Origin of the sequence: Burkholderia sp. ABCPW 14 (genome assembly GCF_001523835.1) — a bacterium.
In the GTDB taxonomy this organism is placed as follows: domain Bacteria; phylum Pseudomonadota; class Gammaproteobacteria; order Burkholderiales; family Burkholderiaceae; genus Burkholderia; species Burkholderia mayonis.
Map to the genome: position 1 here is coordinate 115,888 of NZ_LOVS01000066.1, position 13,824 is coordinate 129,711.

General features: G+C 65.4%; 11 protein-coding genes and 1 pseudogene. 6 read left to right on the forward strand and 6 right to left on the reverse strand.

Going from position 1 to position 13,824, the window contains the following annotated elements:
• Window positions 1–44: 44 nt before the first annotated feature.
• From WS62_RS09375 to WS62_RS09400, 6 genes and pseudogenes are all read left to right on the forward strand, one after another.
• Window positions 45–392, forward strand: a complete 348-nt coding sequence (locus WS62_RS09375) for a copper-binding protein (RefSeq protein ID WP_066570497.1) — start codon at window positions 45–47, stop codon at window positions 390–392.
• A 39-nt stretch (window positions 393–431) separates the two neighbouring features.
• Window positions 432–857, forward strand: a pseudogene (locus WS62_RS09380) (CopD family protein); the annotation flags it as partial.
• A gap of 284 nt (window positions 858–1,141) precedes the next feature.
• Window positions 1,142–2,908, forward strand: a complete 1,767-nt coding sequence (locus tag WS62_RS09385; RefSeq protein ID WP_066570499.1) for a methyl-accepting chemotaxis protein — start codon at window positions 1,142–1,144, stop codon at window positions 2,906–2,908.
• A 622-nt stretch (window positions 2,909–3,530) separates the two neighbouring features.
• Window positions 3,531–4,385 (forward strand): ABC transporter substrate-binding protein, encoded by an 855-nt coding sequence (locus WS62_RS09390; RefSeq protein WP_066486603.1) that lies wholly within the window; start codon window positions 3,531–3,533, stop codon window positions 4,383–4,385.
• 56 nt (window positions 4,386–4,441) lie between these two features.
• Window positions 4,442–5,137, forward strand: coding sequence for an amino acid ABC transporter permease (locus WS62_RS09395; RefSeq protein ID WP_066570502.1), 696 nt, complete (start codon window positions 4,442–4,444; stop codon window positions 5,135–5,137).
• A gap of 3 nt (window positions 5,138–5,140) precedes the next feature.
• Entirely contained in the window at window positions 5,141–5,833 is a 693-nt protein-coding gene (locus WS62_RS09400; RefSeq protein WP_066570504.1) for an amino acid ABC transporter permease, read from the forward strand.
• Window positions 5,834–6,022: 189 nt separating this feature from the next.
• Here WS62_RS09400 and WS62_RS09405 read toward each other — a convergent pair whose 3' ends face one another.
• The 6 genes from WS62_RS09405 to WS62_RS09425 all read right to left on the reverse strand — a co-directional run bounded on the left by WS62_RS09405 (window position 6,023) and on the right by WS62_RS09425 (window position 13,816).
• Window positions 6,023–7,315 (reverse strand): NAD(P)/FAD-dependent oxidoreductase, encoded by a 1,293-nt coding sequence (locus WS62_RS09405; RefSeq protein ID WP_066570506.1) that lies wholly within the window; start codon window positions 7,313–7,315, stop codon window positions 6,023–6,025.
• Between the two features lie 400 nt (window positions 7,316–7,715).
• Entirely contained in the window at window positions 7,716–8,978 is a 1,263-nt protein-coding gene (locus WS62_RS09410) for an FAD-dependent oxidoreductase (protein WP_231748240.1), read from the reverse strand.
• Window positions 8,979–9,334: 356 nt separating this feature from the next.
• On the reverse strand, window positions 9,335–10,351 hold the full coding sequence (locus tag WS62_RS09415) for a Glu/Leu/Phe/Val dehydrogenase dimerization domain-containing protein (protein ID WP_066570509.1): 1,017 nt from the start codon (window positions 10,349–10,351) through the stop codon (window positions 9,335–9,337).
• A gap of 2 nt (window positions 10,352–10,353) precedes the next feature.
• A complete protein-coding gene (locus tag WS62_RS37995; RefSeq protein ID WP_231748241.1) occupies window positions 10,354–12,135 on the reverse strand; it encodes an acyltransferase domain-containing protein in 1,782 nt (593 codons plus the stop codon).
• Complete coding sequence (locus WS62_RS38000) at window positions 12,071–13,252, reverse strand: beta-ketoacyl [acyl carrier protein] synthase domain-containing protein (protein WP_231748242.1); 1,182 nt, start codon at window positions 13,250–13,252, stop codon at window positions 12,071–12,073. The genes WS62_RS37995 and WS62_RS38000 overlap by 65 nt, the downstream gene beginning before the upstream one ends.
• 12 nt (window positions 13,253–13,264) lie before the next feature.
• Window positions 13,265–13,816: an allene oxide cyclase barrel-like domain-containing protein gene (locus WS62_RS09425; protein WP_231748243.1), complete on the reverse strand. Its 552-nt coding sequence runs from the start codon at window positions 13,814–13,816 to the stop codon at window positions 13,265–13,267.
• Window positions 13,817–13,824: the final 8 nt, after the last annotated feature.

The window sequence follows — 13,824 nt, forward strand, 5'->3', positions numbered from 1 at the left end:
GCGGCGCCCGGCCCATTTTTCACCCCAACGAAGGAAATGACATCATGAAGAACGTATTGACGGTGATTGCGATCGGTTGTGCGCTCGCCGTCCCGGCCGCCGCGCATGCGGCGGGCGAGATGAGCGGGATGGACATGACGGGCGGCGCGCAGCAGGCGGGCGACGCGAAAGCGGGCATGTCGCACGGCGAAATCAGGAAAGTCGACGCGGCCGCGGGCAAGCTGACGATCAAGCATGGCCCGCTCGAGAACCTCGGGATGGAAGCGATGACGATGGTCTTCAGGGTCAAGGATCCGGCGATGCTGTCGCAGGTGGCGACAGGCGACAAGATCGATTTTGTCGCCGAGGAAGTGGATGGCGCGCTTACCGTCGTGAAGCTGCAGAAGCAATGACGGCTCGCGCCTCGCATTACGTCGCCACGATTATTCAGGATCGCGACGTACGTCGTCGTGCCGCAGCTCGCCGATGCGCCCGGCAGCGAGCGGAACAACGGCGCCGCATTCGTGCAGTCGCTGTTCGATGCGGCGACGTTCGCACTCGTCGTGCTGTTCAGCGCGGGTGCATACAACGGCTGGCGAGGCATCGGCACGTCGGCGAACCTGTTCGGCTCGACGTACGGGCAGGTGCTGCCGTTGAAGCTCGCGCTCGTGGCGAGCACCGCGGCGTTCGGCGGACACAATCGCTTCTTCGGGATGCCGGCGTTGCTGGCGGCGCTCAAGGAATCGTCGCCGAACACGAAGGCATTCGTCTGACCAATGCGGCGCTTTGGCGTCGTGCTGCAGATCGAATCCTTCGTGCCGATGGGCGTGCTCGCCGCAGCCACGGTGCTCGCATCGAACCCGCTGCCGGGCACGATCCGAGCGCCCGGAAAAAGCAGACGTAAAGCGGCGTGCGCGGCATGCAGGTTGTTGTCGATCACATATCGACATCGAATCGATCGCACAGCACTTCAGCTTGTGCGCGTGCGTGCCGTATACCGGGCTAACGGATCGGATAGCAATACGAAGTTCGCGTTCGAACCATACAAATGGATGACGGAAGCACCGATTATTTTTCATACGATTGGGCATTCGTCGTCGAGCGCGCCTCCGCCATGCAGTCGTTCGAGCCGTTATTCCCCACAGTTACTGGCGTCTGCAAAATGAAACTCTTTTCCGACCTGAAGATCGGCGCTCGGCTGATCGTGCTGATCCTCGCCGCGCTCGTCGCCCTGTGCGGCATCACCGGATTCGGCATCTACGAGAGCCGCCGCGTCTACACCGCCGCCAGCTATTCGACAGTCAATACCGTGCCGAGCTTCGTCGTCCTTGACGATGCGCAACTCGCATTCGATTCGGTGCTGCTGCTCGTGAATCAGCACGTATTCTCGACGAACGCCGATCAGGCGAAGGATCTCGAACAGAAGATCGCGCAGCAGCGGCGCGAGGTCGACAGCCAGTTCGCGAAGTACGAGCCGCTGCTGTCGAACGACAAGGACAAGGCGATGCTCGCGACCGACCGCGCGCTGATGAGCCAGCTCGACGCGGTGCGCGACAACGTGCTCGCGCTGTCGCGCGACGGCAAGAAGCAGGAGGCGGGCGACCTGATGGGCACGCGGATGACCGAGATCGCGAAGCAGATGAATGCGGCGCTTGCGGCGCATCGCGCGTTCAATGTCGATCTCGGGCAGGCCGGCTCGAACGAGGCGAAGGACATCATCGATCGCGCGGTGACGCTTGAGGCGTCCGCGGCGGCCGTCGTGCTCGCGGTCGTGTTGTGGCTCGGCGTGCTGATCTCGCGTTCGATCACGAAGCCGATGGGCGACGCGGTGAGGTTCGCGCGCACCGTCGCCGACGGCGACCTGACGACGCACATCGATGCGACGTCGAAGGACGAAACGGGGCAGTTGCTGAAAGCGCTCGCCGGCATGAACGACAGCCTGAAGCGCATCGTCGAGCGCGTGCGCATGGGTAGCGACGCGGTCGCGACCGCGTCCGGGCAGATCGCGTCCGGCAATCTCGACCTGTCGTCGCGTACCGAGGAGCAGGCGGCATCGCTGCAGGAAACCGCATCGAGCATGGAAGAGCTCACGTCGACTGTCCGGCAGAACGCGGAGAACGCGCAGCAGGCGAGCGGGCTCGCGTCCAATGCGTCGGACGTCGCGCTGCGCGGCAGCACGGTGGTCGGCCAGGTCGTCGACACGATGACCGACATCAGCGAGCGTTCGTCGAAGATCGCGGAGATCATCGGCATCATCGAAGGAATCGCGTTCCAGACCAACATCCTCGCGCTCAATGCGGCCGTCGAGGCGGCGCGCGCGGGCGAGCAGGGGCGCGGCTTCGCGGTCGTCGCGGGCGAGGTGCGCGGCCTCGCGCAGCGTTCGTCGAGCGCTGCGAAGGAGATCAAGGAGCTGATCAGCGCGTCGGTGCAGAAGATTCGCGACGGCTCCGCGCTTGCCGACGAAGCGGGCAAGACGATGGCCGAGGTCACGCAGGCGGTCGCGCGCGTGACCGACATCATGGGCGAGATCGCGGCCGCGTCGGCCGAACAGAGCCGCGGCATCGACCAAGTCAATCTCGCGATCACGCAGATGGATCAGGTCACGCAGCAGAATGCCGCATTGGTCGAAGAAGCGGCGGCCGCGTCGCAATCGCTCGAAGACCAGGGGCGCGAGCTGAAGCAGGCGGTCGCGTTCTTCCGGGTCGACGGCGTGGCGACGGAACCGGCGATGCAGCATCGCCGGAAGGCGTCGCCGACATCGGCTTCGGTGACGGCATCGGCGACGCGCACCGTGCACGCGGCGCGCACCGCCGACACCATGAAGCCGGCTGTTCGCGCGGCTGCGGCGCCCGTTGCGCCCGTGGCGACCGCTTCAGCCGAGCGTGCGGCGGCTGCGTCCGACGCGAACGCGGACTGGGAAACGTTCTGATCGCCGGGTGACAGCGCGGGCGGCCGGCTGCGCAGCGACATGCCGGCCGCCGCAGTCACGCGGCGTCCGGCATGCCGTCGCGTTGCGCGCTGCATCGCCCATTCGTTGCGCGCGCAAGCAACGCGGCGTGCGATACAAGCACGTGTATCGCGCATCGGCCCGACGCGAGCTCCGCATTCGCACCGATGGGTAAAGCGCTACCCGTGCACGATATGAGGTTGCGCCGTCGCCGCGCACAACGCATCGTCGTGCGGCGCGCCACGTTGCAACTCGATTGAAATGGCGAACGTCGACATCGGCAATCGCGCACGCGCGTGATATTCGAGCGTTTCTCGCGTCGAGGGAAGGGACGCGCAATCACGCATTCACGCAATCGCGGCATGCGCATCGCTCGGCCTGCTGGAGCAGGCTCTCGTGCAACGTCATGGCAAACGCGGCCTGGCGCCGTTGCATCGCAAGCGACGCGGCGATCCGCTTTCAACATGTGTTCCGATCGACGTTTGCATCGCAGCGTCGCACGCGACCCGGCGTGACGAATTATTTTGCACTCCGCAATCGTGCGGCTTCACGCTACACTCACGTGCGGCTTCACGCGATGGAACGACAGGGAGGAGATAGCGGCATGCCAGCAAACACCCATCAGCAAGTGCTTGTCCGATTCGTCCGCGCAGCGGTTCTGTTCACGCTCGCATCGACTGCATTTCACGCGCGGGCCGACCAGCTCGCCGACATCAAGGCGAAAGGCGAACTCGTCTGCGGCGTGCTCGGCACCGACGAACCGTTCAGCTACATGAAGGATCCGATGAGCCGCGAGATCGTCGGCTACGACGTCGACATGTGCAACGCGGTGGCGAAGAGCCTCGGCGTGAAGCCGGTGCTCAAGCAGCTCGCGGTCGCCGCGCGGATTCCCGAGCTGCAGCAGGGCCGCGTCGATCTGCTCGCCGCGTCGCTCACGCACAACAAGGAGCGCGAGTCGCAAATCGACTTCTCGATGTCGACGTTCATCACCGGGCAGAAGGCGATGGTCCGCAAGGACAGCGGCATCGCGACGCTCGCGCAGCTATCGGGCAAGAAGATCCTGACCGTCAAGGGCTCGACGATGGAAACCAACATCGCCGCGACGATCAAGGGTGCGGGCGTCGTGTCGTTCGATACGAGCCCGCAGGCGCTGCTCGCGCTGCAGCAGGGCAAGGGAGCCGCTTACGTCAACGACGAGACGACGCTCGTCGGCAATCTCGCGAAGCTCGGCCCGGCGGGCAAGGACTACACGCTCGTTGCGCAGAACATCTCGACCGAGCACATCGCGCTCGGTATCCGCAAGAACGAACCCGCGTTCCGCGCGCAGGTGAACAAGGTGCTGCTTGGGATGGAAGCGAGCGGCGAAGCGCAGAAGGCATTCGACAAGTGGTTCGGACCGGGCACGAAGATGAATTTCCCGCCGCGCTCGTTCAAGATCTCCACCGACCGGATCGATTGAGCGCCGATCTGTTTCCTCGAGGCGCTACCCGGCCGCGCGCCGGGTAGCGGCATCCGATGACCCAATTCAATCTGTCGATGCTGCTGTCCGGGCAGTATCACGCATGGCTCGTCAGCGGCTTCGCGATGTCGCTCAAGCTGTCGGCGCTCGCGTTCGTGTTTTCGCTGCCGCTCGCGATCGGCGTCGCGCTGCTGCGGCTCGCGCCTGTCGCGCCGCTGCGTGCGCTCGGCCAGATCTACGTCGAGAGCATCCGCAACGTGCCGCTGCTCGCGCACATGCTGTTCTGGTATTTCGGCGCGCCGCAACTGCTGCCGCAAGCGGTGAAGACGTGGCTCTACGAGCGCAATTACGAAGCGGCGAGCGCGCTGATCGCGCTCGTGCTGTATACGGTCGCGTACATGGCCGAGGACATCCGCAGCGGCATCCGCTCGATTCCGAAAGGGCAGCTCGAGGCGAGCCGCGCGCTCGGCTTCGGCTTCGTCGCGTCGATGCGGCTCGTGATCCTGCCGCAATCGCTGCGCGTGACGGTGCCGCCGCTCGTCAACCAGACGCTCAATCTGTGGAAGAACTCGAGCATCGCGATGGTGATCGGCGTCGCCGAGCTGATGTATCAGGCGCAGCAGGTCGAGAGCGCGACGTTCCGCGGCTTCGAATCGTTTGCGTTCGCGACGGCCGCGTATCTTACGGTGTCGATCGCGATCACCGTGTTCTCCGTGTGGTATCAGCGCCGCTTTCCGGTGCGGAGCGTCTAGCCGATGCTCGACATCCTGCAGACCTACGGCATCTACTACCTCGTCGGCCAATATCCGAACGGACCGCTCGGCGGGCTCGCGCTCACGCTGCTGCTCGCGTCCTCGGGCCTCGTGCTCGCGCTGCCCGTCGGCATCGCGCTCGGGCTGTGCCGCGTCAGTCCGTTCCGTGCGCTTCGCTGGCCGGCCACCGTGCTCGTCTACGTCGTGCGCGGCACGCCGCTCCTGATGGTCGTGTTCTGGGCGTACTTCCTGCTGCCATCCGTGACGGGGCACCGTACGGACCAGTTCGGCACGATGCTCACCGCGCTCGTGATCTTCGACGGCGCGTATCTCGCCGAGATCGTGCGCGCGGGTATCCAGGGGCTGCCGCGCGGCCAGATGGAAAGCGCGCGGGCGCTGGGGTTGTCGTATCTGCAGGCGATGACGCTCGTGATCCTGCCGCAGGCGCTGCGCAACATGCTGCCGTCGCTCGTCAATCAGCTCGTGTCGACGATCAAGGAGACGTCGCTCGGCTACATCATCAGCCTGCCCGAAGTATCGTGGGTCGCCGGGCAGATCAGCACGCAGGCGATCACGCAGTCCGCGCAGGTCTATCTGCTGCTCGGCTTCAGCTACTTCGTGATGTGCTTCGGCCTGACTCGCTGCGCGTTCCTGCTCGAGCGGCGGCTCGCGTCGCGTGCTCCGATGAAGGCGTGAGCGGCGGCCAGGATCGAAAGCGCGGGCGGCGTCCTCGGGCTGCGCCTTCGGTTCGATGCATTCTTCACGTCGACTGGGCATCCGCGTGCATGGCGCCTCACGCCGGACATCCGCACGTCGCGAGCGAATGTCTCCGGATCGCGGCGTGCGACGTGCCGGTGCGTCCGCCCACGCCCACGCCGAGCATCGTCACAGCAGGTCCCGCAGCCGATACCACGCCATCGCGAGCACGAGCGCAGGCGTCCTGAGCGCCGCGCCGCCGGGAAACTCGCGGTGCCGGATCTTGCCGAATACGTCGAAGCGCGCGGCCTGCCCGTCGATCGCCTCGGCGATCAGCTTGCCCGCGAGCCCCGTCGTGTTGACGCCATGCCCCGAGAACCCCTGCGCGAAATAGACGGTCGGCGATACGCGGCCGAAATGCGGCGCGCGATTCATCGTGATGTCGACGAAGCCGCCCCACGCATAGTCGACCTTCACGTCGGCGAGCTGCGGGAACGTCTTCAGCATGTCGCGGCGCATCGCTTCGGCGAGATTGCGCGGCTCGCGCGTCGAATAGCTGACCTTGCCGCCCCACAGAACGCGCGTATCGGGCGCGGGACGGAAGTAGTCGAGCGCGAAGCGGCTGTCGCAGATCGCCGCCTGCGCAGGCATCAGCGCTTGCGCGCGCGCTTCGCCGAGCGGCTCGGTCGCGATCACGTAGGTGCCGACCGGCATGATCTTGCGCGACAGCGCGGGCGCGAGCGCGCCGAGAAACGTGTTGCACGCGAGCACGACGAACTTCGCGCGGACCGCGCCGCGCGCGGTCGATACGACGTGGCCGCCGGCTTCGTTCGAAATGCGCGTCGCGGCGCTGTCTTCGTAGAGGCGCGCGCCGCTCTCGACGGCCGCGCGCGCGAGCCCGAGCGTGTAGTTGAGCGGATGCAGATGACCGCTGTCCGGATCGAAGAGGCCGCCGAGATAGCGGGCCGATTGCACGTATTGTGCGAGCGCGTCGCGCTCGACGTAGCGAAAGCGATCGTAGCCGAAGCGGTGCGCCGCGTCGTCGCGCCAGCGGCGCAGCGCGTCGATGTCGCGCGGCTTGTTCGCGGCGGTCAGATAGCCGGGCATCAGCGCGCAGTCGATCGCGTGCTTCGCGATGCGCTCCTTGATGATCGCGAGCGTCTCGAGCCCCATGTCCCAGATCTGCCGGACCTCGCCGGCGTTCAGGTACGGCTCGAACGTGCCGATGCCGCACGCGAAGCCGCCGATCATCTGGCCGCCGTTGCGTCCGCTCGCCGCCCATCCGACCTTCGACGCCTCGACGACCGCGACCGAATGGCCGCGCTCGGCGAGATTGAGCGCCGCCGATACGCCGGTGAGGCCTGCGCCGATCACGCAGACATCGGCGTCGATCGTGCCTTCCAGCGACGGGTGGCGGGTGGTGTCGTTGACGGTTGCCGCGTAGTACGACGCGGCGTGCGGTTGATTGATGAACTGGAGCATGACGTGTTGGACGATACGTGAGCGTCGAGCGGTACCTCGTCGCGATGATGGTACACAAAAAAGTGCATATCAAAATACGTCGCGGGCCGGCGACCGATGGGCAGATCGATGGACGCGGCAACGCGAAGACGCAGTGTTGGACCGGCGGCGGCCGGGCGAGTTGCATGCCGAGAACTCGGCCATGCCGGCGGCGCGGGGCAGGCCGATCGCTCGGATGCCGGCGCGTGACGTAAGAAAGGGCGGTTCCGCTTCGTGCTGCGGCGATATGTTTCTCTTCGTATTCCGATTCAATGCCGTGCGCCGAGGGATTCCGTTCTGCGCGCTGGCCATGGGCTCCAAGCAGCCGCCGCCCCGCAAGGGAGCCGATCTTCCATGCAGGCGGGGCGAGGCGGGCGTCGCGCTAGCGATTCAACGAATCGAACAGACCATCGCGCGCGGGCGAGAAGATTTCCAGGTCGCTTTGATAGCGGGAATGACCGTCGACGGCCAGTTCGACCAGCACGCGACCGAACAGCGGGGCGTACTTGAAGGCTCGGCCGGATTCCATGACGCACATGGAGGCGCGGGCGTGGTACGACTTGCCGCCCGGCTCCATCGGAATCCGGCCGATGACGAGCTTGCCGTCCGGACTCATCGAGTAGAGACATGTGCCTGCATGTTGATAATGGCCCGCATCGATGATGTCCGGATCGATGATGTCCGGATCGATGAGCCGCCCGAGATGTTCGGTGAGCTCGCGCATCAGCCGATCGCTCACAGTGGATCGGATGGCCGAGGGTTCGTCGAAGACGTCATAGGTGTAATCCGCGCTCATCTTCACCAGGTTGTGCATGGCCGGCGAGAAGTCCAACGAAGGAAATCCGTAGAACGTTCCCCGGTCGCTCGCATCGATGTTGCCGAACTCGAACCAGATGGGCATCCTGGGATGGTCTGCTTTGAGTTCCCAGTACGCATAGTTCATCTGCCAGATTTTCCAGCGGCGGCTCTGCTTGAGCCCGAGGCCGCGCAGCACCGAATCTGCCCATACGCCGGGACACGCGATCAGGTGGCGTCCATGCACCGTCATCGACGCGCCGTCGCGCTCCGCATGAAGCGTATACGTGCAGTCGTCCCCATGTCGGCGGTGGTCGACGTTCGCGACCGTGTGTCCGTCCAGCACATGGAGGCGGCCGGTGCGTTTCGCGCCGAGCAGGAAGGTTCTTGATGCCGTCTGCACGTTGATCGACGCGCTGGCGGCCTGCACGAGTCCCACGTAATCGTCCGGCAGGGCGGCAAGATTGAAGATCGGGAAGCGCCGATGGATCGCCGCGGGCGAATCCAGATATTCATACGGCATCCCCATGCCGTCCATCGTTTTCCGGACCTGGGCGACGTTGCCTTCGGTGGTCATCGGGGCATCCCGGTGCCCGAAGAACAGGAGGTCGTCCATCGCGAGCAGGCGCGTGCCCGTTGCATGCTGGATTTCCGTCCATAGCGCGAGCGACGCCTCGGCAAGCCGCGCCTCGGATTCGTTGTCCTGCATCAGCCGGAACATGCGCTCGACGCCCTTCGAGCTGTTGACGTCGTTTCGCACGCCATATTGATCGACGATCAGCGTGCTCAAGCCTCTGGACGTCGCATAGTAGGCGCTCGCGAGTCCGAGAACGCCGCCGCCGACGATCAATACGTCTTAGGTTGAACCGGGTTTGATGGATTGCATGGTAGTTTCCTGAGAGGTTATCGAGTGTGTGCGGTTTTCTTGCAGGAACCGTTCGGATCGGGGCGCCGCGCGTGGTGGCGGTCCGGCCTCACGTGCGCGCGGACGTTCGCGTCCTGTTCAAGCTCGGCCAGTAGCCGGGTTGATACGGAATCGCGATGAAAGGGGAGCCTTCCGGGTGATCGGCCCGGACGGACAGGAAATAGGAATCGGGAGCAAATCGGCCGGCGCGCTAGACGTTGCACCTGGCCGAGCCGCTGTTTCGTGCGCTGCGCACCCGCCGCGTCAAATCGACGCAACGGCGGTACGTGTGCGTTGCCTGCTCAGTGGACGCGCGACAACAACGTATGCACGTCACAGCCGAGCAGTTGCGCTCGCTTGAGCAGTTCCCGGGTCTTCGTGCTGATCAACGCACCCGTGTATTCGTTCGCCCGCGCCTGCGTCATCGTCAGGAAGATGTCCGGGAACGATCGCTCGACGCTGTCGCATATCACGGCCCCGGCGTTGCAGACGTAATCGGGAAGATATTCGATGCCGTTCGCGAGCAGTTTCGCCTGCGCCTCGGGGGTCGCGAAAGGCGAGTTGGAACTGCTCACGACCCATCGGGTGCGGATGCGATCTACCGTATCGGTATCGAGTACGCCGGACAGCGAGGCAATGCACAGCACGTCCGACGCGCGCGACCAAAACGCCTCCTCGTCGTCGAGCAAGGACACGCCCGCCGGGATGTCGTCGCACGGCCGTATGTCGTATCCGATCACGTCGTATCCGTGCGCGAGACATTGGCGCGCGACTTCTCGCCCGACCTTGCCCATCCCGTGAATGGCGACGAGCGGCGTATCGTCGCTTCCCGTCGACAGTTCGAGTATGGCTTTCAGCGCGCACCAGACGCCGTAGCCTGTCGCGATCGAGGTATTGATCTGCGGGCTTTCCATCGCGTCCAGGATCCATCGCGTGGATTTCCTGAGGTACGTCATATGGGCGCTGCTCGTGTTGATGTCGCAGCCCGTGTACATCGATCCGTCGTACCGGTTGAGGACCTGGCCGATGGCGTCGAGCACATGCGGTGCGTCGTCAGGCCCGACTTTGCTGTTGACGACGATCTTGCCTCCGCTGAAGCCTGTCCGGTAAAGACTGTGCTTCAGGTCCATCGCGTGAGCCAGCATGATCGCCTCGTCTTTCTGCTGCTCGAGCGATGCATACCGATGCCATCGGATGCCGCCGTTGCTCGGCAGCAGATGCCTGCGCGGCGAGCATGCAATGGTGAAAGAGCTCTTGTCGTCTACTACGATGGTTTCGACTTCGTATTCGCCGAACCTGGGATGGCGGATGATGGCCATGATCAAATCTCCCTTTCTGAACTGTGTGCATCGATGATCTTGGCGGCGCCCGCGGCAGCCAGGCAGGCGCGCAGTCCTGTTGGAGTGGGGGTGCGCATGAAGTCCGACAGACTTACTTCGACGCCCAGCTCGGTCTCGGCCAGCACGACGAGCCGGATTGCCGCCAAGGAGTCGCCGCCGTCTTCGCTAAACGGTTGATGAGGGCTCGACGGTGCGATCCCGGTTGCTTTTTCCCAGAGCGCGTCGGCCGCCGCGTCGATCGTCGCGTAGTGCTTGGTGGAAGGACGCGGACCCGCTGTGTGCGCCGGTCGAACTTCCGTGTCCATGTCGGCGCCCGCGCCATGCCGTTGTCGATCGAACGGATAGCGGGGCAACGGCACGTGCGTGCCCGGTTCGTTCCACGACGGGCGCCAGTCGAGATCGACGCCCGCCATCCACAGCTTCCGCAGTGCCGTGTGCCAAACCTCGCCGTCCGCCATTTCGTCGCGTTCGCTGCGCAATGTGCGGATCGAGGCGTCCTTGGGGCGCGACGACAGGCTTAACGCGGTCAGCGTGGCGCCGGGGCCGATTTCGACGAACACCGTCCTTCCGCGATCGGGCAGCGATTCGATTGCCTGGCGGAACCGCACGGGCTCGCGGGCATGGCGTGTCCAGTACGCAGCATCCAGCCGCGTGCCCTCGGCGAGTCGCTCTCCGAGCAACGTGGAATGGAAGCGGATATCCGGCGATGCCGCCGAGCTTGTCGGCGCCGCCGATGCGAGCTCGGACAGCACCGGGTCCATCATCACGGAATGAAAGGCATGGGAAACCGCCAACGCACGGCAGCGGACGCCGCGTGCCTTCAATGCCGATTCCACCCGGCCGATCGCCGCCGGCACGCCGGAGAGCACGCAGGCCTCGTTGCCGTTGACAGCGGCGAGCGAGATGTCGTCAGACAGCCAGGCGCCGCACGCTTCCTCGCTCAAGGCGACCGCGAGCATGGCGCCGGCGGCGAGCCGGGACATCGACCGGCCTCGCCGCGCGGCGAACAGCAGCGCCTGCTCGTCAGTCAGCATGCCGGCGATGCAGGCGCCGGCGATCTCGCCCAAGCTATGGCCGACCACCGCGGCGGGGACGACGCCATGCCGGATCATGAAGCGCGCCATCGCGATCTGAAGCGCGATCAGCGCCGGTTGCGCCGTCGCGGTATCCGACAGGTCGGCAGTTCTGCCGTCGGCGTCCAGCAGGAAGGAAACGTCGATGTCCGCGCATGCGCGAAGCAGCTCGACCTGTCGTCGAAGAAGGGCGGCGAAGGCGTCGTTCGACCGTGCCAGGCCCGTCGCCATGCCGGCGAATTGACTTCCTTGCCCTGGGAACTGAAACACGACGCGCGGCCCGCGACGGCCCGTGTCGCGAACGTTCTCGATCGGCTGCAGTGCGCCGGCGGTGTCGACTTGCAGCATGCCGCGATATCTCAGCGACCGACGGGTTGTTTGCGCGCTCCACGCCAGAGCGTGGGCCGGCACGCCGGTGAGTTCCGACCGGCAGGCCTGCATCAGTCGATGGCAGGCCGCCTCGCTGCGCGCGGACACTGGGATGGCCGACGGGTACTGGAGCGGAACCGACGCTGCGCGTCGATCACCCGCGCCGGGGCGTGCGAGCAACACGTGTGCGTTGGTGCCGCCGATGCCGAATGCGCTCACGCCGATCGCGTTTCGCGGGTCCGCCGCGTCCCACGGTTCAGCGGTCGACGGAAAGTAGAACGCGCTGCCGTCCAGCGCGATGAAGGGGTTCACCTCGGCCATATTGGATCTGCGGCGAAATCCAGCCGTGATGGATTTCGAGCACGGCCTTGATCAGTCCCGCCATGCCGGCGCACGTTTCCAGATGGCCCACGTTCGCCTTGACCGCGCCCAACGCGCATCGGTGGCCTGTCTCCCCCTGCGTCGCAAACAGGTCGTTCAGCGCGTCGAATTCGATCGGATCGCCGGCGATCGTGCCCGTGCCATGCGCTTCGAGCGCCCGTATGTCTGCGGGCGCGAGGCCGGCGTCCCGCATGGCTTCGCCGACGAGTCTGCGTTGACCGGAGACGCTCGTCGTGGTGAAGCCGACTTTGTCGGCCCCGTCGTTGTTGACGGCGCAGCCTTTGATGACTGCCAACACGCGCTGCCCGTCCGCCAGAGCCGACGAGAGCGGCTTCAGCACCACGAGCGCGACGCCGCTGCCGAATACCGTGCCGCTCGCGTCGCGGGAGAACGGCATGCAGTGGCCGTTCTTCGCGTAGATCATCCCCTGCTGCGCCCGGTAGGGCGCGCGCTGAGGAATGCGCACCGTGCAGCCGCCCGCCAGAGCGATGCGGCAGCGGCCGGCTCGCAGGGCCTCGACTGCCTCGGCGACGGCCACCAGCGACGTGGCGCAGGCGGCCTGCACGCCGAGCACTGGCCCCTCGATGCCAAGGTGCCAAGCCGCGCGGCTCACGAGGTAGTCCTTGTCGTTGGTGATCTGCAATTCGAACTCGGATGGCTGGAACGTCTCCATCAGTTCCGATCGCTGCAGCTCGTGCAGATACGATGAGCTGCTGCACCCCGCGAAGAGGCCGGCGTCTTTCAATTGCCCGGGCATCGTCCCGCTGTCTTCCAGCGCATGCCACGCGCATTCGAGGAACAAGCGGTGCTGCGGGTCCATCAACGCCGCATCGCGATGGCCGACACCGAAGAACGCGGCGTCGAAAGACAGGACGTCGCAGTTCAGCGGCGCGGCGAACGGAACGACATGCCTGTCGGGCGGCGCATCGTCGAGTTCGATCAGCGATTCGACACCGTTGATCAGGTTGTGCCAGTACTCGTCGGGATCGTTCGCGCCGGGGAAGCGGCATGCCATTCCGATGACGGCGATATCCCGCTTGGAGGGCTGATTGCGCATGGGGCACCTGGTTCAGTCGGTCGAGAATCCGTGCAGGATGCGGTCTCGCAACGACGCGTCGGCCGCTTCGATCGGGATGAGCAATACGAACGACCGGTAGCGAACGCGGGGCACTTCCTGGTACAACTGCCGGACTCCAAACATGCCGGTCACCGCTGCGCTGACGCCGGCGGCGAAGAGCGATTGCCAGCGGCTTTGCCAGATCGCGGAGGAATTCCAAATGCCCGACGTCTCGATTCTGCCGAGCGTCGTATCCGCTGTTTCGCGGTAGTAGGAGATGACGTCTTGCCCCAGGCTTGCGATCTTCCATCCTTCTCCGCGCACGGTGCCGAGCTCGGCGCCGTCGTCGCCGATCCACCGGTCGGTATGCGAGTTCACGTCGCCGACGCTGGGTCGGTCGTCGGCCTCGGCCTTGAACTTGATATCGCACAACTCGAGCGCCGGAATGAGGACGACGTTCTCGTTGCCGATCCGCTCGGCGATCGTCTGTCGCGCGGCTTTCATCCCTGCGCCTTCGTTGAGCCGGACTCTCGCCAGATTGGCGAGGCCGACGAGGGTCGACATCATGTCGT

Excerpts from the sequence above, each read along its gene's own strand:
- WS62_RS09395 (WP_066570502.1), top strand. The coding sequence starts at position 4,442 with ATGACCCAATTCAATCTGTCGATGCTGCTGTCCGGGCAGTATCACGCA.
- WS62_RS09385 (WP_066570499.1), top strand. The coding sequence starts at position 1,142 with ATGAAACTCTTTTCCGACCTGAAGATCGGCGCTCGGCTGATCGTGCTG.
- WS62_RS09415 (WP_066570509.1), bottom strand. The coding sequence starts at position 10,351 with ATGGCCATCATCCGCCATCCCAGGTTCGGCGAATACGAAGTCGAAACC.
- WS62_RS09375 (WP_066570497.1), top strand. The coding sequence starts at position 45 with ATGAAGAACGTATTGACGGTGATTGCGATCGGTTGTGCGCTCGCCGTC.
- WS62_RS09390 (WP_066486603.1), top strand. The coding sequence starts at position 3,531 with ATGCCAGCAAACACCCATCAGCAAGTGCTTGTCCGATTCGTCCGCGCA.
- WS62_RS37995 (WP_231748241.1), bottom strand. The coding sequence starts at position 12,135 with ATGGCCGAGGTGAACCCCTTCATCGCGCTGGACGGCAGCGCGTTCTAC.
- WS62_RS09405 (WP_066570506.1), bottom strand. The coding sequence starts at position 7,315 with ATGCTCCAGTTCATCAATCAACCGCACGCCGCGTCGTACTACGCGGCA.
- WS62_RS09400 (WP_066570504.1), top strand. The coding sequence starts at position 5,141 with ATGCTCGACATCCTGCAGACCTACGGCATCTACTACCTCGTCGGCCAA.
- WS62_RS38000 (WP_231748242.1), bottom strand. The coding sequence starts at position 13,252 with ATGCGCAATCAGCCCTCCAAGCGGGATATCGCCGTCATCGGAATGGCA.
- WS62_RS09425 (WP_231748243.1), bottom strand. The coding sequence starts at position 13,816 with ATGTCGACCCTCGTCGGCCTCGCCAATCTGGCGAGAGTCCGGCTCAAC.